Origin of the sequence: Streptomyces sp. NRRL S-495 (assembly GCF_000966955.1) — a bacterium.
In the GTDB taxonomy this organism is placed as follows: domain Bacteria; phylum Actinomycetota; class Actinomycetes; order Streptomycetales; family Streptomycetaceae; genus Kitasatospora; species Kitasatospora purpeofusca.
On record NZ_JZWY01000182.1, the window covers coordinates 1 to 22,625 of the forward strand.

23 protein-coding genes are annotated in these 22,625 nt (G+C 73.8%); 14 read left to right on the top strand and 9 right to left on the bottom strand.

Annotated features, from left to right (window positions below; genetic code table 11):
- Nucleotides 1-807, top strand: an 807-nt coding sequence (locus tag VR45_RS11340; protein WP_045939582.1) for a C40 family peptidase, incomplete at its 5' end; no start/stop codon positions are given.
- A 245-nt stretch (nucleotides 808-1,052) separates the two neighbouring features.
- On the opposite strand, the gene VR45_RS11345 is transcribed toward VR45_RS11340, so the two are convergent.
- Nucleotides 1,053-1,454: a RidA family protein gene (locus VR45_RS11345; protein ID WP_045939583.1), complete on the bottom strand. Its 402-nt coding sequence runs from the start codon at nucleotides 1,452-1,454 to the stop codon at nucleotides 1,053-1,055.
- 94 nt (nucleotides 1,455-1,548) lie between these two features.
- On the opposite strand from VR45_RS11345, the gene VR45_RS11350 reads away from it, so the two are divergent.
- A complete protein-coding gene (locus VR45_RS11350) occupies nucleotides 1,549-2,523 on the top strand; it encodes a WYL domain-containing protein (RefSeq protein ID WP_045939584.1) in 975 nt (324 codons plus the stop codon).
- Between the two features lie 151 nt (nucleotides 2,524-2,674).
- On the opposite strand, the gene VR45_RS11355 is transcribed toward VR45_RS11350, so the two are convergent.
- The gene (locus VR45_RS11355) at nucleotides 2,675-3,298 is read right to left on the bottom strand and encodes a hypothetical protein (protein WP_199925931.1); all 624 of its coding nucleotides are present in this window, start codon (nucleotides 3,296-3,298) and stop codon (nucleotides 2,675-2,677) included.
- 164 nt (nucleotides 3,299-3,462) lie between these two features.
- On the opposite strand from VR45_RS11355, the gene VR45_RS11360 reads away from it, so the two are divergent.
- Nucleotides 3,463-4,776, top strand: coding sequence for a GNAT family N-acetyltransferase (locus VR45_RS11360; protein ID WP_078896427.1), 1,314 nt, complete (start codon nucleotides 3,463-3,465; stop codon nucleotides 4,774-4,776).
- A gap of 90 nt (nucleotides 4,777-4,866) precedes the next feature.
- On the opposite strand, the gene VR45_RS11365 is transcribed toward VR45_RS11360, so the two are convergent.
- A complete protein-coding gene (locus VR45_RS11365; RefSeq protein ID WP_234325940.1) occupies nucleotides 4,867-5,691 on the bottom strand; it encodes a TetR family transcriptional regulator in 825 nt (274 codons plus the stop codon).
- A 197-nt stretch (nucleotides 5,692-5,888) separates the two neighbouring features.
- Between VR45_RS11365 and VR45_RS11370 the strand changes: the two genes are divergently transcribed.
- The gene (locus tag VR45_RS11370) at nucleotides 5,889-6,431 is read left to right on the top strand and encodes a GNAT family N-acetyltransferase (RefSeq protein ID WP_234325941.1); all 543 of its coding nucleotides are present in this window, start codon (nucleotides 5,889-5,891) and stop codon (nucleotides 6,429-6,431) included.
- Here the strand turns inward: VR45_RS11370 and VR45_RS11375 are convergent.
- On the bottom strand, nucleotides 6,416-6,907 hold the full coding sequence (locus tag VR45_RS11375; RefSeq protein ID WP_045939586.1) for a macro domain-containing protein: 492 nt from the start codon (nucleotides 6,905-6,907) through the stop codon (nucleotides 6,416-6,418). The two genes, VR45_RS11370 and VR45_RS11375, sit on opposite strands and share 16 nt — an antisense overlap.
- 10 nt (nucleotides 6,908-6,917) lie before the next feature.
- A complete protein-coding gene (locus VR45_RS11380) occupies nucleotides 6,918-8,177 on the bottom strand; it encodes an MFS transporter (protein ID WP_063772455.1) in 1,260 nt (419 codons plus the stop codon).
- 171 nt (nucleotides 8,178-8,348) lie between these two features.
- On the opposite strand from VR45_RS11380, the gene VR45_RS11385 reads away from it, so the two are divergent.
- Entirely contained in the window at nucleotides 8,349-9,314 is a 966-nt protein-coding gene (locus tag VR45_RS11385) for a LysR family transcriptional regulator (protein ID WP_045939587.1), read from the top strand.
- Between the two features lie 259 nt (nucleotides 9,315-9,573).
- Here VR45_RS11385 and VR45_RS11390 read toward each other — a convergent pair whose 3' ends face one another.
- Entirely contained in the window at nucleotides 9,574-10,206 is a 633-nt protein-coding gene (locus VR45_RS11390) for a YceI family protein (protein ID WP_045939588.1), read from the bottom strand.
- A gap of 190 nt (nucleotides 10,207-10,396) precedes the next feature.
- On the opposite strand from VR45_RS11390, the gene VR45_RS11395 reads away from it, so the two are divergent.
- The 4 genes from VR45_RS11395 (at nucleotide 10,397) to VR45_RS11410 (ending at nucleotide 13,157) form a co-directional block, all read left to right on the top strand.
- A complete protein-coding gene (locus tag VR45_RS11395; protein WP_045939589.1) occupies nucleotides 10,397-11,512 on the top strand; it encodes a MerR family transcriptional regulator in 1,116 nt (371 codons plus the stop codon).
- A gap of 134 nt (nucleotides 11,513-11,646) precedes the next feature.
- Nucleotides 11,647-12,114: a helix-turn-helix transcriptional regulator gene (locus VR45_RS11400; protein WP_063772456.1), complete on the top strand. Its 468-nt coding sequence runs from the start codon at nucleotides 11,647-11,649 to the stop codon at nucleotides 12,112-12,114.
- Between the two features lie 20 nt (nucleotides 12,115-12,134).
- A complete protein-coding gene (locus VR45_RS43315) occupies nucleotides 12,135-12,665 on the top strand; it encodes a hypothetical protein (protein ID WP_053651107.1) in 531 nt (176 codons plus the stop codon).
- A gap of 138 nt (nucleotides 12,666-12,803) precedes the next feature.
- The gene (locus VR45_RS11410) at nucleotides 12,804-13,157 is read left to right on the top strand and encodes a DUF2516 family protein (protein WP_045939590.1); all 354 of its coding nucleotides are present in this window, start codon (nucleotides 12,804-12,806) and stop codon (nucleotides 13,155-13,157) included.
- Nucleotides 13,158-13,268: 111 nt separating this feature from the next.
- On the opposite strand, the gene VR45_RS11415 is transcribed toward VR45_RS11410, so the two are convergent.
- Nucleotides 13,269-14,843: a SpoIIE family protein phosphatase gene (locus VR45_RS11415; RefSeq protein ID WP_045939591.1), complete on the bottom strand. Its 1,575-nt coding sequence runs from the start codon at nucleotides 14,841-14,843 to the stop codon at nucleotides 13,269-13,271.
- 237 nt (nucleotides 14,844-15,080) lie between these two features.
- Here VR45_RS11415 and VR45_RS11420 point away from each other — a divergent pair, with 237 nt between their 5' ends.
- Nucleotides 15,081-15,632: an O-acetyl-ADP-ribose deacetylase gene (locus VR45_RS11420; RefSeq protein WP_045939612.1), complete on the top strand. Its 552-nt coding sequence runs from the start codon at nucleotides 15,081-15,083 to the stop codon at nucleotides 15,630-15,632.
- Nucleotides 15,633-15,776: 144 nt separating this feature from the next.
- On the opposite strand, the gene VR45_RS11425 is transcribed toward VR45_RS11420, so the two are convergent.
- Nucleotides 15,777-16,628: a methylase gene (locus VR45_RS11425; RefSeq protein ID WP_045939592.1), complete on the bottom strand. Its 852-nt coding sequence runs from the start codon at nucleotides 16,626-16,628 to the stop codon at nucleotides 15,777-15,779.
- 193 nt (nucleotides 16,629-16,821) lie between these two features.
- Here VR45_RS11425 and mshA point away from each other — a divergent pair, with 193 nt between their 5' ends.
- A complete protein-coding gene (gene mshA / locus VR45_RS11430) occupies nucleotides 16,822-18,360 on the top strand; it encodes a D-inositol-3-phosphate glycosyltransferase (RefSeq protein ID WP_107084161.1) in 1,539 nt (512 codons plus the stop codon).
- A gap of 104 nt (nucleotides 18,361-18,464) precedes the next feature.
- Entirely contained in the window at nucleotides 18,465-19,004 is a 540-nt protein-coding gene (locus VR45_RS11435) for a YbjN domain-containing protein (RefSeq protein ID WP_045939594.1), read from the top strand.
- A 55-nt stretch (nucleotides 19,005-19,059) separates the two neighbouring features.
- Here the strand turns inward: VR45_RS11435 and VR45_RS11440 are convergent, their stop codons facing one another.
- Nucleotides 19,060-20,340 carry an MFS transporter gene (locus tag VR45_RS11440; RefSeq protein ID WP_353612680.1) on the bottom strand — a complete coding sequence of 427 codons (1,281 nt, stop codon included), beginning with the start codon at nucleotides 20,338-20,340 and terminating at the stop codon, nucleotides 19,060-19,062.
- A 196-nt stretch (nucleotides 20,341-20,536) separates the two neighbouring features.
- On the opposite strand from VR45_RS11440, the gene VR45_RS11445 reads away from it, so the two are divergent.
- Both VR45_RS11445 and VR45_RS11450 read left to right on the top strand, forming a co-directional pair.
- Nucleotides 20,537-21,295 carry a phosphoglyceromutase gene (locus tag VR45_RS11445; RefSeq protein WP_045939596.1) on the top strand — a complete coding sequence of 253 codons (759 nt, stop codon included), beginning with the start codon at nucleotides 20,537-20,539 and terminating at the stop codon, nucleotides 21,293-21,295.
- A gap of 233 nt (nucleotides 21,296-21,528) precedes the next feature.
- Nucleotides 21,529-22,116, top strand: coding sequence for a lytic polysaccharide monooxygenase (locus tag VR45_RS11450; protein ID WP_045939597.1), 588 nt, complete (start codon nucleotides 21,529-21,531; stop codon nucleotides 22,114-22,116).
- Nucleotides 22,117-22,625 lie beyond the last annotated feature (509 nt).

Consider the following 22,625-nt stretch of genomic DNA (forward strand, 5'->3'; position numbering starts at 1 on the left):
GAGGCCGCCGAACGGGCCGCCGCGGCGGTCGGCGCCGCCCGGGAGCAGGCCGAGGCCCGGCTGACGGACCAGCAGAACCAGGTCGCGGCCACCGGCCTGAGGCGCGAACAACTGCTCGCCGAACTGGCGGCCGCCCGCCACACCACGGTCGAACTGGAGCGGCAGCGGCGCGAGGCGCTGGAGGCCATCGCGGCTCGGGAGGCGGAGGCGGCGGCACGCGCGGCCGCGGAGAAGGCCGCCGCCGAACGCGAGGCGGCGGAACGGGCCGCGGCCGAGCTGGCGGCGGCGGAGAAGGCGGCCGCCGAACGGGCCGCCGCCGAGGCCGCTGCAGCTGCCGCCGCCGCTTCCGCCGCTGCCTCCACCCCCGCTTCCACCCCCGCTTCCGGCCCCGCGAAGACCGGCCAGGCCGCCGCCGCACCCCCGGCCGGGCGGCCCTGGTCCGCGGAGAGCGCGGCCTCCGCCGTGGCTTTCGCCCGCGCCAGGATCGGCCTGCCCTACATCTGGGGCGGCGAGGGCCCGGCCGGCTACGACTGCTCCGGGCTGACCATGATGGCCTGGCGCGAGGGCGGCAAGCGGCTCAACCACTTCGCCGCCGACCAGTACGCGCAGTCCACCCCGGTCACCTACCGCCAGCTCCGCCCCGGCGACCTGGTCTTCTGGAGCGCCACCGGCCGCGCCGCCGACATCCACCACGTCGGCCTCTACATCGGCGACGACCAGATGATCGAGGCCCCCCGGGTCGGGATGCCGATCAAACAGGCCAGCCTCTGGATCATGGGCACCCCGGACTTCTACGCCCGCCCCTGACCGGCCGCCGCCGGTTCTCGATCCCGTGTCGTTCTCCCGGTCGCGACGGCATCCGGTCGGCCGGTCCGGCACGGGATCGAGAATCGCTGTCCGCCGCCATCACCCGCCTGCGAGGCGGTCCCTCACCAGCGCGACGTGTTGCCCGGACCTTCGTGTCCGACGGCGCTGTTCACCTTGCTGCGCCGCCCCGATGCCGAACCGCCAAGCGCGTCGGTTCGAGCAGTCCGGATGCGGGTGGCGGCGCGTCAGGGCCGGGCGGCGAGCGCCTCGACCTCGAACAGCACGTCAGGCGTGGCCAGGCTCGCGACACCGACCAGGGTCTGCGTGGGCGGCTTCGTACCCCAGCCCTCCTGTACGGCCCCGGCGATCGGCCCGAGCTTGCTGACATCGTGGTTCACCACATAGGTCCTGAGCTGGACGACGTGGCTGAGGTCGAGCCCATGGGCGGCCAGGGCGGTGCCGATGTTGCGGAACGTCTGCTTCACCTGCTCGGCGAAGTCGGTGGAGACGACTGCGCCGTCCGGGCCCGATCCGTACTGACCCGCGACGAGCACCAGTTCCGTACCTGCGGGGACGGTGGCGGTGTGGCTGTAGCCGAACGGGACCGGGTCGTGCAGGCCGTTCGGATTGACGATGGCGTGTGCCATGCGGGTCACCTCTTGTGTGCGGTGGATCTTGTCGTACTGAAGCCTCCCAACGAATCACGACATCGTGTGTCGTGTATCCCGGTAGCGTTTTCGTGTGCGCGCCGATCGGTTGGTCTCGCTGGTGCTGCTGCTGCGGCAGCACGGTCGGCTGTCCGCGGCCACGCTGGCCCGGGAGCTGGAGGTGTCCACCCGCACCGTGTTGCGCGACATCGAGGCGCTGTCCGCGGCCGGTGTCCCGGTCTACGCCGAACGCGGTCGGCACGGCGGTTTCGCGTTGCTGCCCGGTTTCCGGACCGAGCTCACCGGACTGAACCACGACGAGGCCCTTGCTCTGCTGGTCGCCGGATCGCGGCGCGGCGCGCAGGCATTCGGCCTCGGTTCGGCGCTCGCTTCGGCGATGCTCAAGGTGGTCGACGCGCTGCCCGAGAGCTATCGGGACACCGCGGCCGGCGCGGCTCAGCGACTGCTCGTCGACCCGGAGACCGACCTCCTCTCACGTCGACTGGTTGGCGAGGAGGTGCCCGACACCGTCGTGGCCGAGGTCCTGCGCGCGGTGTTCACCGGACACAAGCTGCGGATCCACTACGCGGCTGCGGACCGGACCCCGGAGTGGCGCACGGTGGACCCGATCGGCTTGGTCACCGTGCGCGACCGGGGCTACTTGCTGGCCACGCGGTCCGGCGCCGACCGCACCTATCGGCTGTCCCGCATCCTGGCCGCCGAGGAACTCGCCGAACCGGCACAGCGGCCGGACCGGGTCGATCTGGACCGGGCCTGGCAGGAACGCAGCAGGCAGTTCCGGACCGGCGGCGACCAAGTCACCGTGCTGGTGAGGGTGGACCCGGCGCGGCGGGAGGACCTGGTGGGCACCGCGCTGGCGGTCCTTGCCGAGGAAGCCGACGTGGACGGCCGGCTGCGGCTGGAGGTGACCTTCCAGGATCCGAGACACGCCGAATGGGCGGTGTGGCACCTCGGCACGAACGCGGAGGCCCTGGCCCCGCAGTGGTTGCGCGACTCCCTGCGCGACCGCGCCGCCGCGATCGCCACCTGCTACGGAGTGTCGTCCTGAGGCAGTACCGCGATCACGAGGATCTGTCACGGCCCTGGTAATCCGGAGCTCTGACATCCGGTTGAGAACGGTTCGAAGCCGCTGGTCACGTGGTCACTCTCATGGCATCGGCGTTGGGAACCTACAGGTCCCGAGGGCGTTCCGCGCCCCCTCAGGGCGTCGGCGGCCGCAGGTCCAGGGCGTGGGCGAGGGCGGTGGTGACCGGGCCGGCGTGGCCGGGCAGGTGGTGGGCGGCCCACCCGGCGGCCAGGGCGAGGAAGGCCGTCAGGTCGCGCTCGACGCCGGCGAGGAGGCGGCGGGCCTCGGCGGCCGGGAGCTCGATCACCGGTGCGTCGCCCGACTCCGCGTCGACGAGGAGGCGGACGGTGTCGCCCGCGCGTTCGACCTGCGCGACGGGGTCGTGCCCGAAGAAGGTCGCGCCGCCGTCGTCGAGGACGTCGAACCAGTCGCGCCACTCGTCGATCCCCGCACAGCAGCCCGGCAGGAAGGTGGTGCCGGTGGCGCTGTCCGTCACCCGCAGCCCGCCGGCCGCGTACAGCGAGTCGAAGGTGAGCAGCCCGTGCAGGAAGGAGTCGAGGGGCTCGCGCGGGCGGGGCGGGCGGCGGGGGCGCTCCCAGGGCTCGGGGTCGAGATCGTTGAAGCCGACGATGCGCATCACCGCCGTGCCGACCTCGGCCGGAGTGAGCCGGCCGTGCAGCGTCAGGTACGGGTCGACCTCGGCGACCGGCCAGAGTTCGAAGCCGTCGGAGTCCCAGTAGTCGAGCACGGGCTGCATCACGATCACCCGGGCCAGTGTTCCGCAGGCCCGGGGCGTCCCGCACCCGGATTTCGCGTGTGGGGCCGTGGTGGGCCGGGGGCGCCGGGCGGTGCGTCAGGGGCGGCGTCCAGGACCGGAATAAATCGGATGCCGTCGCCGAAACCCCGCCGTACGGTGGGCGAATGGGCAACGAGACGAACGGCGGGCCCCGGGAGCCGGGCAGCGGCGGACCGGGGGAGCAGACCGACGCGGGTGACGGGATCGAGATCCGCGCGATCGGCGAGGACGAGGTCGAGGCGTGGGACCGGGCGCTCGCCAAGGGCTTCCTGCGCCCGCACGTGGGCTCGGCGACGGAGTTCCGCCGCCGCCAGTGGGAGCCGGGTCGGATGGTCGGGGCCCTGGCCGACGGCCGGTTCGTGGCCACCTTCCGCAGCTTCGACACCGAGCTGACCGTCCCCGGCGGCGCGGTCGTCACGGCCGACGCGATCACCGCCGTCACCGTGACCGCCACCCACCGCCGGCGCGGTCTGCTCCGCCGGATGATGACCGGGGACCTCGAGGCCGCCCGGGAGCGCGGCGCCGCGGTCGCGATCCTGATCGCCGCCGAGTACAACATCTACGGCCGTTACGGCTTCGGCCCCGCGACCCGGGGCCACGGCTGGAACATCGACCTGCTCCGGGCCGGCGGCCTGCGGGACGGCCTGCCCACCGTGCCCGGCGGGCGGATCGACCTGGTGGAGATGGCGGAGCTGCGCAAGCTCGGCCCCGAGCTGTTCGACCGCTGGCGGGTCACCCAGGCCGGCGTGATCGCCCGGGACGAGCTGACCTGGCAGCGCCAGACCGGCGAGATCGAGGTACCCGGCTTCGACTGGAAGGAGCCGTTCGCGGCCGTCCACCGGAACGCCGACGGCACCCCGACCGGTCTGGCCGTCTACCGGATCGACGACGAGTGGGACGGCTCCTACCCCAACTGCACGCTCACCCTGGTCGACCTGTTCGCCCTCGACCGGCCCACGGCCACCGAGCTGTGGCGGTTCGTCTGCTCGATCGACTGGGTCCGCAAGGTCGTGGTCGAGAACGTCGGCCCGGACGACCCGCTGCCGGTGCTGCTGAACGACCCGCGAGCGGCGACGCCGCACGTCGACAACGCCGACTACATGTGGCTGCGGGTGCTCGACATCGAGGCCGCGTTCAACGCCCGGACGTACGGCGCGGCCGGCCGCGCGGTGCTGGAGGTCGACGACCCGGCGGGCTACGTCGCGGGGCGCTGGGCGATCGAGGTCGCCGCGGACGGTACCGGCCGCTGCGTCCGGACGGCCGACGAGCCCGATCTGGCGCTGGACGCCTCGGCGCTGGGGGCGCTCTACCTGGGCGGTGAGACGCTGCCGCGGCTCGCCGTGGCCGGGCAGGTCACCGAGCTGCGCCCCGGCGCGGCGGCGGCCGCGGACCTGCTGTTCCGCACGCCGCTGGCGGCCTGGAACATCGACGGATTCTGATCGGGCCCCATTGCCCGGAACGGCCGGCCCGCTTTCTGCGGGCCGGCCGTTCTGCTGTGTGCCGTTCTGCTGCGTGTCGTTTTCTTCGCGCTATTTGACGGCGGTCTTCCCGATGGTGGGAAGAATGAAGTCCTGGATGAGCCCCTTGGCGTCGCGGACGATCGGCCGGAACACCCGATAACGCGAGAGGTTGATCACCCGGGCCGCCATCGGGGTGGACCGGCGGACGAATTCCCGGGTCCGCTCGGTGTCCTCGGTCCGGTCGAAGACCCAGTAGAGGACGACGACCATCAGGTGCAGCCAGAGCACGTCGGGCAGCAGCTCGACCAGTTCGGCGTCCAGCTTCGGTGCCAGGTCCGAGCCCTGCAGCACGTCGCGGAACAGCGCGACCGCGGTGGCCCGGGCCGGGTGCGACTCGTTGGAGAACGGGCTCAGGGCGCTGGTCGGATCGGCCGCCGTCCGGAAGAACTGCGCGGCGAACTCGTGGTACGGGGCCGCCGTGTCGAGCCAGGAGACCAGGGCGATTTCCAGGCGCTCGGCGAAGTCCCGGGTATTGGCCATGCGATTCCTGGCGTCCGCCGCATGGTCATATGTCATCCGGTCGTAGAAACCCTGGATGAGAAATTCTTTCGCCGAGAAATAGTAGTAAGCATTTCCGACCGAAACGCCCGCCTCGGCGGCGATGGCGCGCATGGTGGTCTTCTCGTAGCCGCGCTCCTGGAAGAGCCGCATCGCGGTCTCCAGGATCAGGGCCCGGGTCTGCTCGCTCTTGTCCGTCTTCGGCTGGGCGCGGCTGCCACGTGTCTCGGCGGTCGGTGCGGCGGGCGCCGAGGGGGCGCCGTCGGTGCCGTTGCCGTCGGTGCCGCTGCCGTCGTTCGTCGCGCTCGGGCCGTTCGTCGCTGCCAGGTCGTCCACGGCCCCGAGCCTAGCCCGATCGGCCGAGTCCCAGGCGGTGCCGGCACGGACGGCACCGGATGCCCCCTCCGCATCCGGTGCCGACACGGGCGCGCTCTCCGGGAACTCTCCTCGAATCTCTTCGAACGCGTTCAAAAGAATGCCATGACCTCGGGGTCGGGCTTGAACGCGTTCAGGCAGGATGAGAGGCTCGTTCCGTGATCATCACCATCCGCCGGGGGAACGCCCGGGACGCCGAGGCCGTCGCCGCACTGCACGCCGCCAGCTGGCGCAGCGCGTACACCGGCATCGTCCCCGACAGTGCCCTCGGTGACGGGCTGGCGGGCGAGCGGTACGAGATCTGGGAACTGCGGCTGAGCGTCGACTACGGCCCGCCGGAGGCGACCCCCGAACTGCTGATCGCCGAACGGGCGGGCGACACCGTGGGATTCGCCTACCTCGTCCCGATGCCGGACGGCCGGGTGCTGCTCGACAACCTGCACGTCCGCCCCGGGCTGACCGGCTCCGGGATCGGCGGGGACCTGCTGGACGCGGCCCGCGCCCATGTCGCCCGACAGCACCCCGGGGCCGACCTCTACCTGGAGGTGCTGCAGGCCAACACCCGCGCGATCGCCTTCTACGAGCGTGCCGGCGGCAGGCGCACCGCGGCCGGGCAGGGCGTCTTCCCCGGCGGTCACACGCTGCCCGAGTACGAGTACACCTGGTCGGCCGTCGCGCCGGCCGGTCAGTCGCGGTCGTAGACCGTCACCGGCACCCCCCGTTCCGTCAACCGGGCCCGCACCAGCGGCTCCACCGACTCCCAGCGCCCACCGGCCAGTCCGCAGCCGATCCGCGGCATGTGCACCGAGGCGCCCAGGCCCAGCGCGTGCCCGCCGAGGGTCGCCAGCGCGGTGTCGATCGCCTCGTACCGCACCGGCGGCCCGGAGGACCGGCCCGTCCGGATGCCGCGCTGACCGACCAGGTTGGCCACCCAGAGGTACTCCGCCACCCGGATCAACTGCACCGCGCCGAGCCCGAAGTCGTTCCCCGCGCGCTCCCGGTGCCACCGCCGGTACGCCGCCTCCGGCTCGGCCCAGCGCCGGGAGACGGCCAGCACAAATCCCTTCCCCCACCCCCCGAGGTCATTGCAGACATGCGCGATCACCTTCACCCCCTTGCCCAGGGGCGCCGTGGCATCGCCCCGGACGTAGTCGATGGTGCTCGCCGCCGTCGTCATGCCCCGAAAGCTAGCGCGTGCCACTGACAGTGGGTTCGGAGGCCGTCCGGCCCGAGGGCCGGGGCCCGGCGCCCAGGTGGCGGCGGCCCGCGAGGGCGATCAGCAGGGCGAGCGCCGCCGCCCCCGCCGGGATCCAGTACCCCGCGCCGGGGCCGGCGTGCTCGGCGAGCGTGCCGGCCAGGGCCGAACCGGTCGATATGCCGATCATGATCCCGGACACCGCGATCGCCATCGCCTCGTTCAACTGCCGCTGAGGCAGCAGCTCCTGGATCAGCGTCATGCCGGTGACCATGGTCGGCGCGGTGCCCGTGCCGGCCGCGAACAGGGCCGCCCCGAGCAGTGCGAGCCCCGCGCCGCCCAGTCCGGCGGCGAGCGGCAGGAGCAGGAGCCCCGCCATCGCCGCCACGCCCCGCAGGAAGCGGGCACCCGCGGGGCCGGTCGGTCGCAGGGTGCCGAACGCCAGCCCCGCCACGCAGGAGCCGGCCGCCACCAGGGCCAGCAGCCCGCCCGCGACCGGCCGGTTCCCCAGCGCGTCCGCGTACGCGACGGTGGTCAGGTCGAGCGCGCCGAAGACCATGCCGGTGCTGAGGAAGGTCAGGGTGAGCACCCGGAGCGCGGGCACCCGCAGCGGTGAGCGCGGTCCGTCCGCGACGGCGGCGGCGTCGGGGCGGTCGGCCGGCGGCGGTTCGGTCCGCCGCTGGGCCGCGAAGAGCAGCGCGCCGCCCGCGCCGACCCCGCCGGCGGCGAGCATCCCGGCCTCCGGGGCGACCGTCGTGCACAGGACCATGCCGAGCACCGGTCCGGCCATGAAGCAGAGCTCGTCCAGGGCCTGTTCGAGGGAGTTGGCGAGGTGCCGGTCCTCCGGTGCGTCGCGGAGCAGGTGCGCCCAGCGGGCCCGCGCCATGCCGCCGAGGTTCGGCACCGCGGAACCGGCCGCCCAGCAGAGGTAGAGCGTCCAGTCGGGCGCGCCGAGGCGGACGCAGAGCAGCAGTCCGCACAGCGGCACCAGGTTGTACAGCACCGCCGGGACGGTGACCCGGGCCTGCCCGAACCGGTCGACGAGCCGGCCGATCAGCGGCATGCCGATCGCCACGGCGACCAGCCCGGCGGCGGCGACGGCACCCGCGAGCGCGTAGGAGCCGCGCCGTTCGGCGATCAGCACCACGAGGGAGACGCCGGTCATCGACATCGAGAGCCGGGCGAGCAGTCCGGCCAGGGTGAAGGCGACGGTGCCGGGGCGGGAGAACAGACGTCGGTACGGGGCGAGCACGGGACTCCGCGGGAGAGAGGGGGAGGGGAAGGGCTCCAGCCTCGGGCCGCCGGTCGTTCGCGGTCCAACACCTGTTCCGCCGCATCGACAACAGAATGCTGTTGATGCGGGCCGGGCGGCCTTCGTACGGCACCGCCCGCGCGGTCGGCCACGCGTTGCTAGCCTGCCGCCATGCCCCACGACCTGCACCCCCGCCTGCTGCGCGGCTTCGTCGCGACCGCCGAGACGCTGCACTTCGGCCGTGCCGCGGAGCGGCTGCACGTGGCCCAGCAGGCACTCAGCCGGGATGTCCGGACGCTGGAACGGCTGCTCGGCGACACGCTGTTCCTCCGCACCACGCGCAGCGTCGAACTCACCACCGCCGGGCACGGGTTGCTGCCCAAGGCCCGCCGACTGCTGGCCCTGCACGACGAGATCCTGGCCGGTGTCGCGCACCGGCCGCTGCTGCTCGACCTCAACAGCGATGTCACCGGCCCGGACCTCACCAGCGACCGGCTGCTCCAACGGGCCCGCGCCGCCTGGCCGGAGGGCGAGCTGCTGGCCCGCTTCCACGGAGGTCTGGCGGCCGCGGCCACCGAACTGCTGGCCCACCGGCTGGACGTGTCGTTCGGCCGCTACGCCGGACTGCCCGCCCTGGCGCGGGCCCGGCTCGCGCAGCGCCCGGTCAGGTTGGAGGCGGTCTCGGTGATGATGGCGGCCGGCCACCCGCTGGCCGGCCGGCCGGCTCTGCGGCTCGCGGAACTGGTCGGGCATCCGGTGGACATCTGCGCGGGCAATCCGGCGACCACCGAGTGGGCCGACCTCGGCCGACTGCTGCTGGACGAGCACGGTCTGGACGCGGCGCCCCCGCGGGTCCCGCCGGTGGGGGTGGACGAGACGGCCCGCTACCTGGCCCGGCACGGCGACCCGATGCTGACCACCGTCGGCGGCCCGGTGCTGCCGGGCGCGGTGAACGTGCCGCTGGTCGAGCCGGTCCCGCTCAGTCTGGTGAGCCTGGTGCACCGCCCGGACCTGCGGCATCCCGGGCTGACCGCGCTGCTGACGGCTGCGGCCGAACTCGGCGCGCGCGAGACCTGGTTGCGCCGTCCGGCGGGCAGTTGGCTGCCGGCGCCGGACGCCGCACTGCTGGCGGCCTAGCCAGGGCCTGCCCGGTCGATCGGATTCACCGGCCCAGGATTCACCGGCCCAGCAATCACCGGATCAGAAAGTACTGATCAGAAGTACTGGATCAGGAATCACCGTGCCGCGACGGGTTGTTGTGGCGGGATACGACTCCGCCCCTGCCGCTCGGGGGTCGGCAGGGGCGGAGTCGGGTGCGGGAGGGCGGTCGGCCGGAGGGCCGACGCGCGCGCCCACGCTGTCGGGGCCGCAGGGCCCGCAGTCGAGGTCGGCCGGGTCAGGCCGCCTTCACGGCGGAGATGTCGAAGGTGAGCTTGACCTTCTCGCCGATCAGCACGCCGCCGGTCTCCAGCGCGGCGTTGTAGGTCAGGCCCCAGTCGGTGCGGTCCAGGACGGCCTTGCCCTCGAAGCCGACCCGGTCGGCACCGTAGGCGTCGACGGCGTGGCCGGTGAAGTCGAGGTCCAGGGTGATCGGGCGGGTGACGTCCTTGATGGTCAGCTCGCCGCTCATCCGGTAGGACTCGTCGCCCACGCGCTCGGCGGCGGTGCTGCGGAAGCGCATCTCCGGGAAGCTCTCGGCGGCGAAGAAGTCGCTGGTGCGCAGGTGCTCGTCGCGCTGGGCCTGGTTGGTGTCGATGCTCGCGACCTTGATCACCAGATCGGCGCGGGAGTTGGTCGGGGTGGTGCCGTCCAGGTGCAGCTTGCCCTCGTACTCGGTGAAGCGGCCCTTGACGTTGGTGACCATCGCGTGGCGGACGGCGAAGCCGATCTCGCTGTGGGTGGTGTCGATGGTCCAGTCACCGGTGAGGTGCCCCAGCCCGAGGTCCTGGCCGGCCGGGTTCTCGGCGATGGCGACGGCGACAGCGGTGGTCGCGGTGTCGGTGGTCTTGGTGCGGTTGAACAGGCCCATGGCTCCTCCTCGGGTTCGAAGCCATTTGTTTAGGCTTCAACTTGATGCCTCCACTGTAGACCCAACTCGTTCAAAGTTCAACCACTGATCGCGAGAACCTCCGTCCGGCGTGTCGGCCGGCGGTATCGTCGGAGCCGGTCCGGCCGCCCCGCTTGACCCTCGACCCGGTCGAGGCCCCAGAGTCCCCGGCATGGAGAGCGACCTGCGCAGCATCGGCGAGTTGGCCCGCGACAGCGGTCTGAGCATCAGCGCCCTGCGTTTCTACGACGGTGCCGAGGTGCTCGCCCCCGCCCATGTCGACCCGCGCACCGGCTACCGCTGGTACGCCCCCGGGCAGCTCGCCGACGCCCGACTGCTCGCCCGGTTGCGCCGGGTGGGCCTGCCGCTGGCCGACATCCGGGCCGTGCTCGGCGCGGTGCCCGGCAGCGGTGCCGCCCAGCGGTTGATGGACGAGCACCTGCGCCGGCTGGAGGGCGGCCTCGCCGACGCGCGCCGCGAACTCTCCGCGATCCGCCGGTTGATCGACCAGAGGGAGAACCCCATGACCACGACCCCCGCCGAGTACCGCTTCACCGTTCCCGCCCGTGGGCTGGCCGAAGCCCTGGATGCGGTCCGCTTCGCCGTCGGCGGTGACCCCGAGCTGCCGGTGCTGTCCGGCGTGCTGTTCGACCTCGACGGCGGTCTGCTGCGGCTGGTCGCCACCGACCGCTACCGGATGGCCCTCGCCGAGGTGCCCGTGGCGTCCGTGGTGCCCGAGGAGTCCGCCGCGCCCGCCGCGTCCGCCGTCGTGCCGGTCGCGCTGGCCGACGCCGTCCGCGCGCTGCTCGGCTCCGCCGCGGGGGCGGTGGAGCTGGCGCTCGGCGCCGGAACGGTGCACGTCACGGTGGGCGGCCACCGGATCGAGGGCGCCGCGCTCGACCACGACTACCCCGACTACCGGCCCCTCGTCCGACTGGAGCCGGTCCGCCGGATCGGCCTGCCCGCCGCCGAGCTGCGTGCAGCCCTCGTGTCCGCCGCGACCAGCAGTCTGCCGTCCGGACCGCACGGCGCGGACTGCGAGGTCGCCCTGCTGACCGTCGACGGCGAGGGCCGGTTCGCCGTCGCCGCCCCGGATGCCGACGCCGACGGGGCCGCCGGTGCCCTCCGGGTGGCCGTCAATCGGGACTTCCTCCTGGAGGCCCTCCCGGTCGACACCCCGGGGCAGCTGCTCCTCGAACTCGGCGGCCCGATCGCCCCCCTCGCCGTCCGCACCGCCGACCGCCCCGGCACCTTCTCCGTCCTGATGCCGGTCCGCCTCCCCGCCTGACCCTCCCCGCCCGACGCCGACCCCGAGCCCGCCCGACCCCGAACCGGCCCGACGTGTGCCTCGCGTCGGGCTGACTGTTTGCTGGTGCTAGCACTGTGCTTGCAATTGCAAGCGCGGTGGGGCAGGGTGTTCGCATGGCCTCACTGAACGTCGGCCCGCTGGGCGAGTACATCCGCGAGCAGCGGCGCAATGCGCAGTACTCGCTGCGGCAGCTGGCGGAGGCCGCCGGCGTGTCCAACCCCTACCTCAGCCAGATCGAGCGAGGGTTGCGCAAGCCGAGTGCGGAGATCCTGCAGCAGATCGCCAAGGCGCTGCGGATCTCGGCGGAGACGCTCTACGTCCAGGCCGGAATCCTGGAGGAACGGCGGGGTGAGGGCCTGGAGCTGCGGGCCTCGATCCTGGCCGATCCGCTGATCAACGAGCAGCAGAAGCAGGCGCTGCTCGCGGTCTACGACGCCTTCCTCAAGGAGAACGCCGCCGGGCGGCCGTCCGGTGGCGCCCCGGTGACAGAGGCGGACCCGGCGACGGAAGCGGCCGGAGCCGCGGACCCGGCCGGGGGCGTGGGCGGGAGCACGGACGAGCACCGGGGCAAGGCACCCTAAACATCACGGGAGGACCGGCCATGCCGATCACGGACGACATCAAGAAGACCCTGACCGACCCGACCCCGCTCTACGCCCTCGCCGGCGCCGGGGACCTCGCCTACGAGAAGCTGCGCGAAGTGCCGGGCCGGGTCGAGGCACTCGCGGCCGACCGCAAGGGCACCCAGGAGAAGGCCACCGCCGCGCTGGCCGAGGCCCAGGCCCGGCTGGTCGACGCGCAGGCCAAGGTCAGCGGCTCGGTGACCGCCCTGCCGACCGACCTGAAGGCGCTGCAGGAGAAGGCGCAGAGCTTCGCCCTCCAGCAGGTCGGCCGCGCCGTCGAGCTGGCGGTCAAGGCCAAGGAGACCTACGACGAGCTGGCCGAGCGCGGCAAGGTCGCGGTGGACCGGGGCCGTGGCGCCGACGCCGCTGTCGCCGGTGCGGGCGAGGCCGTCGCCGAGCGGGTGGACGCGGAGTCCGCCGAGGCCGGTGAGCTGGTCGAGGGCGAGCTGGTCGAGGACGAGGCGCCCGTCGCCCCGAAGCGCGGCCGGTCCCGCAAGAGCGCGGAGTAGCTCCGCGCGGGCCGGGCCTGAGGTCCGGCACCCCGGGGCACGTCGGGTGCCGCCGGACCGTTTGACCCCGTGGTGGACCGTGCGTCGTGCCAGGATGGGCGGGCAGGTGTGCCGCAGCGAGACGCAGAGGAGGCCGTGATGGGCGGAGTGGCCCAGATTCTGATCCTGGACTACTTGAACCCGTTCTGGTGGCTGGCCGTCGCCATCCTGGGCTACAAGCTGTTCGCGCTGGTCGACGCCGCCACCCGTCCGGAGGACGGGTACCGGGCGGCCGACAAGAAGACCAAGGGCTTCTGGCTGGCGATCCTCGGTATCGCGTTCGGTCTGGACCTGCTCTTCGGCGCCAACTTCATGACCAGCTTCCTCACTCTGGGGGGCCTGGTCGCCGCGATCGTCTACGTGGTCGACGTCCGCCCGGCGATCCGCGCGCTCACCAATCGGGGCGGCGGCCGGGGCGACCAGCGCAACATGGGGCCGTACGGGCCCTGGTAGCCGTACCGGCCCTGGCAGCAGGGAACGGCCGAGCCCCGGTCGTCCGGCGGGTCCACCCGCCCGGACACCGGGGCTCCGTGCTGCCCGGCTGCTGGCTTTCCCCCCCGGCCGTCAGCCCAGGATGAGCTGCGTCGGGTTGCGCTCCAGCAGCAGCACCGCGACATCGTCCGTCAGGGCGCCGCCGTTCAGCTCCTCGACCTCGGCGATCGCGCTGTCGACCAGTCGGCCCCGGGTGAGCCCGGCGGACTGGTGGTCGCCGATCAGCTCGGCCAGGCCGTCCTGGCCGAGCCGGAGCGAACCGGCGCCGATCCGGCCCTCGATCAGTCCGTCCGTGTAGAGCAGCAGCCGCCAGCCGCGGCGCAGCTCGAAGGTGTGCGACGGCCAGACGGCCTGGCCGTCGTCGCAGGGGAGCAGTCCGAGGGCGGGGCCGGCGTGCTCGGAGGGGAGCCCGATCGGGGTGTGGTCCTCACCGAGCAGCAGCGGCGGGGGATGGCCGGCGAGGTAGAGCCGGGCCCGTTCCACGGCCCCGGGGGCGCCGGCGTCGGCCGGCTCGATGGTCAGCATGCAGAGCGTCGCGAAGATCTCGTCGCTGCGCCGTTCGTGCTCCAGGACGTGCTGGAGGGTGGTCAGCAGGGTCTCGCCGGTGAGACCGGCGAAGACCAGGGTGCGCCACGCTATCCGGAGCGCCACCCCGAGCGCGGCCTCGTCGGGGCCGTGGCCGCAGACATCCCCGATCACCACGTGGACGGTGCCGTCGTCGGTGCGGACCGCGTCGTAGAAGTCGCCGCCGAGCAGGGCGCGGCGGCGGCCGGGCCGGTAGCGGCGGGTGAAGGAGAGGTTCGCGCCGTCGAGCAGCGGGGTGGGCAGCAGATGGCGCTGGAGGCGGGCGTTCTCCTGGCCGCGCAGCTCGGCCTCGACGAGCCGGCGCTGCGACTCGTCGGCGCGCTTGCGTTCGACGGCGTACCGCAGCGCGCGGGCGAGCAGCGGGCCGTCCGTCTCGTTCTTGATCAGGAAGTCCTGGGCGCCGGCGGCCACGGCGGCCGCTCCGAGCTCGGCGCCGGCGGCGTCGGTGAGCACCACGACGGCGGTGTGCGGGGCTCGGCGGAGCAGCTCGTGCAGGCCCTCCAGACCGTCGGACGGGTCGGAGGGGTGGGGCAGGTCGGCGGGGGCGGCGAGGTCGAGCAGGACGCAGCTGAAGTCGCCGCCGCGGCCGGGGTCGCCGCCGCGCGACCGGCTGCGGCGGGAGCCGGACGAGGTGGGGGCGAGCAGCCCGAAGGCCTGGTCGAGGCCGCGGGTCCAGTGGATCTCGATCGGGGCGCCGCTGTCGGCCACCGCGGCCTTGAGCAGCTGGGCGTCGGTGGCGTCGTCCTCGATGACCAGCAGCTTGAGCGGGGCGGTGGCGGGGGAAGCGGCCGGTCCGGTGGACGGCGCCGGGCCTGCGGCGGCCTTCGACCGGGGGTGGGGTATCGGCGCGGTGGCCCTGGCGGGGCGGTCCGACCGCCGGTCCGCCCGGCGTTCCGGCGTCCGGGCCGGGTGCTGCCCCGGTGCCGGGGCGCGGTCCGGCGCGCAGCCGTGGGCGGGCGCTCCGGGGGCGGACCGGTCCTGGGCGTGCCCGGTACGGGCGCCGCCCTGGGCGCCCGGCGAGCCCGTGGCACCAGGTGCCCGCCCGTCTCCCGTTGCGGGCATCGACTGATCCTCCTTTTCCCCGAGTGCGTAACGGCCGAGGTCCGTCCGCAGTGCCCGCTCGGCACCCTGCGTCGGGGAACTTCTCGCGACCATAACGTGATCTCCGGGGATTTCTCTGGCCGGCCGGCGCGTTGTGGCTCGTGCCACGCCGGTGGCGATGTGACGGACGGGGCGGGGAAGCGAGCGGTGACCCGTGGGGCGGGCGCCGGGCCGGGTCGGGAGAGGGGTTGTGACATGGTGACGCGCATCACCCTGGTCGAGGGTGACATCACGGCGCAGCAGGTGGACGTGGTGGTGAACGCCGCCAATTCCTCACTGTTGGGCGGCGGTGGGGTGGACGGTGCGATCCACCGCCGGGGCGGACCGCGGATTCTGGCGGAGTGCCGCGAGCTGCGGGCCTCACGGTACGGGCGGGGGCTGGCCACCGGGCGGGCGGTGGCGACCACGGCCGGTGACCTCCCGGCCCGCTGGGTGGTGCACACCGTGGGGCCGGTCCATCTGGCGGACGAGTACGAGGAGCGGGCGGAGCTGCTGGCCTCCTGCTACCGCGAGTCGCTCCGGGTGGCGGCGGAGCTGGGCGCGCGCACGGTGGCCTTCCCGGCGGTGTCGGCCGGGATCTACGGGTGGCCGCCGGCGGATGCGGCCAGGATCGCGCTCGGGACCGTCGCGGCGGTGGTGGCGGAGCGCGAGGACGGGCCGGAGGAGGTGCGGTTCGTGTTGTTCGGGGCGGAGATGTTCGAGGTCTTCGCCGGCGTCGGACGGGAGCTGGGGCTGACGGGGCAGGAGTGAGGTGCTGACCGGGTGCCCCCATGGTGGCGTGACGGGGCGTCAACACGCCAGAGATATTCGATAACTCGTTCGAGTGAATCCGTGGACTCGCTCGCGGGCGCTCGGTGAGCCGCCGGTCAGGAGCGGCTCCAGTGGCGCCGGCGGCTACGGGGCCAGGGCCGTCCAGGGCACCAGGGCCGTCCAGGGCAGGGTGACCTCGCCCTGCCGCCACCGGCCGCGCGCGTCCACCAGCGGCCAGGCCCCGGCCAGCGCGGTGCAGGCGGCCACCCAGCGCTGCCGGGCGCCGAACGCCCCGTAGGGCGCGGCCGCGGCCCAGGCGCGGTCGAAGTCACGGAGGAACGCGTGCACCGGCCGGCCGGGCACGTTGTGGTGGATCAGGGCCTTCGGCAGCCGTTCGGCCAGGTCGGACGGCCGGTCGAGGCCGCCCAGCCGGGCCGCGAAGGTGACCGTCCTGGGGCCCTCCGGGCCGAGTGCCACCCAGACGTGCCGGCGGCCGATCTCGTCGCAGGTGCCCTCGACCAGCAGCCCGTCCGGGGACAGCCGGGCGCACAGCCGCTCCCAGACCGAGGCCACCTGGGACTCGTCGTACTGGCGCAGCACATTGGCGGCCCGGATCAGCTGGGCGGACCCGCCACCGTCCAGCGGGACCTCGAAGCCGCCGCGCCGGAAGGTCAGCAGCGGCGGCACCGCGTACGGCAGCGCCGCGGCGACCCGGGCCGGCTCGATCTCGATCCCGACCACCCGGACGTCCGGCCGTACCGTCCGCAGCCGCCCGGACAGCTCGACCGCCGTCCACGGGGCGGCGCCGTACCCGAGGTCGACGGCGGTCGGCGGGCGGTCGGCGGACCGCAGCGCGGGACCGAGCGTGTGGGCGATCCAGCGGTCCATCCGCCGCAGCCGGTTGGTGTTGGTGGTGCCGCGGGTCACGGTGCCCACCGGCCGCCGGGCCGGTCCGCGGGCGGGCGCGGTCGCGGAATCGAAGGAGGAGGCGGCCATGTCCCTCAGGGTACGGGCCCGGCCACGACCGGACGGCGGGCCCGTCCCGGGGCACGGACACGGGCACCCCGCGACGGGGCCCGGACCGGGCCCGGACCGCGCCCGCGGGCACCGGCTCCCGACCGCGTCGGCCATCTCGTTCGGCAATCCGGGAATGCCGGTCGCCGATCGCGTGGTTGGCAGACTGGTGGTGATGTGTGCCCGGACGGGGCGGCAGGCCGACGCACGCCCCGGGCGGGTGTCCCGGCCGGGCGGCGCGGGCGGCGGCGCACACACCGACCAGCAGGCAGCAGGCAAGGGCTGCGAGGCGGGCAGCACACGAGGAGGCTTCAGCCAGGTGATCCAGCACCCCGTCCGTTCGGTACGCCGTGCCCAGCCGGCCACGCCCGCGCGCGGCCGGCTCCAGTCGCTCGTCCAGGCCGGCCGGCGCCGCCCGCGCCGGATCGCCATGCTCAGTGTCCACACCTCCCCGCTGCACCAGCCGGGCACGGGCGACGCCGGCGGCATGAACGTCTACATCGTGGAGCTGGCCAAGCGCCTGGCCGCGCTCAACATCGAGGTCGAGGTCTTCACCCGGTCGATCTGCTCGGACGACGAGCCCACCGTGGAGCTGGCCCCGGGCGTGCTGGTGCGGCACGTCACGGCCGGTCCGTACGAGGGCCTGGTCAAGGAGGACCTGCCGGCCCAGCTGTGCGCCTTCACCCACGGGGTGCTGCGCACCGAGGCCGGCCACCGGCCCGGGCACTACGACCTGGTCCACTCGCACTACTGGCTCTCCGGCCAGGTCGGCTGGCTGGCCGCGCAGCGCTGGGGCGTCCCGCTGGTGCACACCATGCACACCATGGCGAAGGTGAAGAACGCGGCGCTGGCCGAGGGCGACACCCCCGAGCCGACGGCCCGGGTGATCGGCGAGACCCAGGTGGTGGAGGCGGCCGACCGGCTGATCGCCAACACCACCGAGGAGGCCGCTGAGCTGGCCCGCTTCTACGCGGCCCGCCCCGACCAGCTGGCCGTGGTCCACCCGGGCGTCAACCTGGACGTCTTCCGCCCCGGCGGGGCGGGCGCCCCGGGGACGGCGGAGGCCCGCCGCGCCGCCCGGGCCCGGCTGGGACTGCCCGCCGACGCGGCGGTGCTGCTCTTCGCCGGCCGGATCCAGCCGCTGAAGGCCCCGGACGTGCTGCTGCGCGCGGTCGCGGTGCTGCTGGAGCGGCGTCCGGAGCTGCGCGAGCGGCTGGTGGTGCCGGTGGTCGGCGGTCCGTCCGGCACCGGCCTGGCCCGTCCGGAGAGCCTGCACAAGCTGGCCGCCCAGCTGGGTATCGGCGACGTGGTGCGCTTCCACCCGCCGGTCGGCCAGGCGATGCTCGCCGAGTGGTACCGGGCCGCGACCGCGCTGGTGATGCCCTCGTACAGCGAGTCCTTCGGGCTGGTCGCGCTGGAGGCGCAGGCCTGCGGCACGCCGGTGGTCGCGGCCGCGGTGGGCGGCCTGCCGGTCGCCGTCCGGGACGGTGCGACGGGCACCCTGGTGCACGGCCACGACCCGGCGGACTGGTCGCGGGCGCTGGAGCCGTACGTCGTCGATCCGGAGCTGGTGGTCCGGCGGGGCGCTGCGGCGGCGCGGCACGCGGCCGGGTTCGGCTGGGACACCGCGGCCGCCACCACCGCCGAGGTGTACGCCGGCACCCTGGCCCGCCCGGCCGGCCGGCTGACCGGGGCCCGCAGGCTGCTCGCCTGAGCGGCCGGGCGCCGGGGCGCGGGCGGGCGACCGGCCGCCCGTCACCGGACCGGGTCCGACCTGCGCTGCTGCGCGCGGCCGTACTCCCGAGTAACGTCAGCCCCATGGCATTCCGCACCAAGGACGAGGCCCTGACCCTCCTGCGCACCGCCCTGGACGAGGCCGGGGTGGCCTGGGAGCCGGCCGCCGCCGACCCGTACACCGTGGTGGCGACCCTCCCGGGCACCCGGAAGCTGAGCACCACGTGTGCGCTGCGGATCGGTGACCACACCCTCTCGGTCAACGCCTTCGTGGTCCGGCGTCCGGACGAGAACCACGAGGCCGTCTACCGCTGGCTGCTGGAGCGCAACACCCGCCTGTACGGCGTGGCGTACGCGGTCGACCGGCTCGGGGACGTCTACCTGGCGGGCCGGCTGCCGCTGGAGGCGCTGACCCCGGACACCGTGGACCGGCTGCTGGGCACGGTGCTGGAGAACGCCGACGAGCCGTTCAACACCCTGCTGGAACTGGGCTTCGCCACCGCGATCCGGCGGGAGTGGGAGTGGCGCACCAAGCGCGGGGAGTCGACCCGCAACCTGGCGGCCTTCGCCCACCTCGCCGGTCCGGTCCCGGACCCCGCCGCGGCGGCGCCCGCCGCCGAGTAGCGGGCCGACCACGGCCGGGCCGGCCGTGGTCGGAGGGGCCGGGCGGGCCGAAAGCTCAGCCGCCCGTCGCGGCCCGCTCCGGCTCGGCGGTCTCCGCCGGGACCACCCGCACCGTTCCCGTCCCTACCGTTCCCGTCCCCACCACGTCGGTCTTCGCCAGCGCCGCCCCCGGCCGTCGGCCGAGCAGGACGTACCCGCCCGCGGCGACCGTGCCGAGCACCGCGCACGCCCCCCACATCACCCCGCTGCCGGCCCGCTCCAGCAGCACCCCGCCCGCGGCCGGCCCGAGGAACGAGGCGAGCGACCAGGAGAGCGAGTACACGCCCTGGTAGCGCCCCCGCGCCTCGGCCGGCGACAGCTCGGCGACCAGGCCCATCATGGTCGGCGCGTTCAGGATCTCGCCGAGCGTCCAGACCACGACGGTGAAGGCGTAGAACCAGGCCGAGGAGCCGGCCAGCGCGGTCAGCCCGAAGCCCCAGCCGATGAACAGCGCGCTGGCGACGAGCAGCGCCGTCCGGTCCCGGCTCTCCATCCACCGGGTGAGCGGGATCTGGAGCACCACGATGAGCAGGCCGTTGAGGCCGATCACCAAGCCGTACTGGGTGGCGGTGATGCCGGCCCGGCCCATGTCCACGGCCAGCGTGGTGGAGCCCTGCTGGGCGACCAGGGCGAGCAGCAGGTTGAGCACCACCACCGCCATGAAGCGGGCGTCCCGGAAGACCGCGACGAGGCCGATCGCCGGCCGCGCCTTCACGCCGTCCGCGGTCACGGCGGGCGTGTCGGGCCTGGTCTCGGGGATGCGGACGAAGATGACCACCGCGCAGACCACCGTGGAGAGCGCGTCCAGCAGGAAGAGCGTGAGGTAGCCGTGGGTGGCGATCAGGCCGGCCGCCGCCGCGGAGAGGCCGAAGCCGATGTTGATCGCCCAGTAGTTCAGCGCGAAGGCGCGGACCCGGTCCTCGGCGGGCACGATGTCCGCGATGATCGCCGAGGTGGCGGGCCGGGTCGCGTTGTTGCAGAAGCCGACCAGGAAGGCGACCACCGCGATGGCCACCTGGCCGTCGGTGAAGCCGAGCACCGCGGTGAACAGCGCGGTGCCGAGCTGCGCGGCGACCAGCGTCGGCCGCCGTCCGATCCGGTCGCTCAGCACCCCGGCGACGAGCGAGGCGATCGCCGAGCCCAGGCCGAACAGCGAGGCGACCAGCCCCGCGTAGGAGGCCGAGTAGCCTCGCTCGGTGGTCAAGTAGAGTGCCAGGAACGTGACCACGAACGCGCCCAGCTTGTTGATCAGGGTGCTGGTCCAGAGCCACCAGAACTGCCGCGGCAGTCCGCTCATGGCTTCGACGACGGCTCTGACCGCACGAGCTGGGACATAAACGGGCATGTGGGGGCTCCCGGGCAGGCGGCCGACCGCCGAGCACTCGGGCAGGACCGCTCGGCGGGCAGGTAAGTGTCACTGATGCGATGCACACCTTACCCGTCGGGGGAGCCGCCCACCAGGGGTTTTATCGGGCTCCACTAAGCTGGGCGCCATGGCTGACACGACGTACCGACTCATCCTGCTCCGTCACGGCGAGAGCGAGTGGAACCAGAAGAACCTGTTCACCGGTTGGGTCGACGTCGACCTCAACGAGAAGGGCGAGAAGGAGGCCGCGCGCGGCGGCGAGCTGCTCGCCGCCGAGGGCTACCTCCCGGACGTCCTGCACACCTCGCTGCTGCGCCGCGCGATCCGCACCTCGCAGATCGCCCTGGACAAGGCCGACCGCCACTGGATCCCGGTCAGCCGCAGCTGGCGCCTGAACGAGCGCCACTACGGCGCGCTCCAGGGCAAGGACAAGGCCCAGACCCTGGCGGAGTTCGGCGAGGAGCAGTTCCAGCTCTGGCGCCGTTCGTACGACACCCCGCCGCCGGTGCTGTCCGACGACTCCGAGTACTCGCAGGCCGGTGACGCCCGTTACGCCGGGATCCCGAGCGAGCTGCGTCCGCGCACCGAGTGCCTCCAGGACGTCGTCGAGCGGATGCTGCCGTACTGGTACGACGCCATCGTCCCGGACCTCACCGCCGGCCGGACGGTGCTGGTCACCGCCCACGGCAACAGCCTGCGCGCGCTGGTCAAGCACCTCGACGGCATCTCCGACGCCGACATCGCGGGCCTGAACATCCCGACCGGCATCCCGCTGGTCTACGAGCTGGGCGCCGACTTCAAGCCGACCGTCCCCGGCGGCCGCTACCTCGACCCGGACGCTGCCGCCGCCGCGATCGAGGCGGTCAAGAACCAGGGCAAGAAGTAACCCGGAACGGCCGTCGAGGGCCCCGCTCCCGCAGTCGGGGGGCGGGGCCTTTCGCTATCAACTCCCCTGTAGTGGCGGGGAGTTCGGCGTGCCGAAAAAGTGGTTCAGACCATTGACGGCCCCGGTGGCGGCTCCTACCGTGTGAGCATCCACCCGGCGCAGGCATGCCAAGCCCCCCACGCGCGCGTGTCCGCGCTCGGCGCACTCTCCATCCACCCCCACGGAGGAGCACCATGCGCACACGTCATGTCGTCGGAGCCGTGATCGCCGCCCTGTCGGTGCCGGTCGCGGTCGCCCTGCCGGCCCAGTCGCACGGCTACATCAGCACCCCGCCCAGCCGGGCCGCGCTGTGCGCGGCGGGCACCGTGAAGAACTGCGGCGCGATCCAGTGGGAGCCGCAGAGCGTCGAGGGGCCGAAGGGCTTCCCGAGCAGAGGCCCGGCCGACGGCGCGATCTGCGCCGGCGGCAACAGCCGGTTCGCCGAACTGGACGACCCGCGCGGCGGGGCCTGGCCGACCACCGCCGTCTCGGCGGGCCAACGGCTCACCTTCACCTGGAAGTTCACCGCCCGGCACGCCACGACCGGCTTCAAGTACTACCTGACCAGGGCCGGCTACGACGCCACCCAGAAGGTCACCCGGGCGAACCTGGAGCCGACCCCGTTCCTGAACGTCCCCTACAACGGCACGCAGGTGCCCAGCACCCTCAGCCACACCGCGACCCTGCCGAGCGGCCGGACCGGGCACCAGGTGGTCGTCGCGGTCTGGGAGATCGCGGACACCGGCAACGCCTTCTACTCCTGCACCGACGTCAGCTTCTGACGCCGGTCGCTCCGGTGGACCCCGTCGGCGTCCCGGCGGTGAGGAGTCCGGGGCGCACGGCCGTCTCCCACGGCGGCCGCGCGCCCCGGCGCTCCGTGGCGGTACCGGGGACGGGCCCGGCGGAGCGGACGGGCCGGGTGCCTCTCAGTGGCCGCAGCAGCCGCCGTCGACCCCGCCGCACTGGCAGGGTGCGCCGGACTGGCAGCCGCAACCGCAGCCCGGACCGCAGCCGCATCCGGCGGCGAGGACGGGAAGCAGCCCGGGGGTGGGTGGTTCGACGGTGTCGGGAGCCGATGCCGGGCCGGTCGGGTTTGCCTTCATCGCGCGGACCCCTCCTTCTGACGGGCACGCTTCGGTGCCCACGGGATCGAGTGAAACCGCCGACCGGAGGAGGCGTCAACAGGCGCGCGGTGGTGGGGAGTCCACGCTCGTGTGCTTCCCCACCACCCTCGGCCGGGGTTTACCCGTTCCCAGGGCCGGGCGCCGTCCTGGACGGGCGCCCGGCGGGA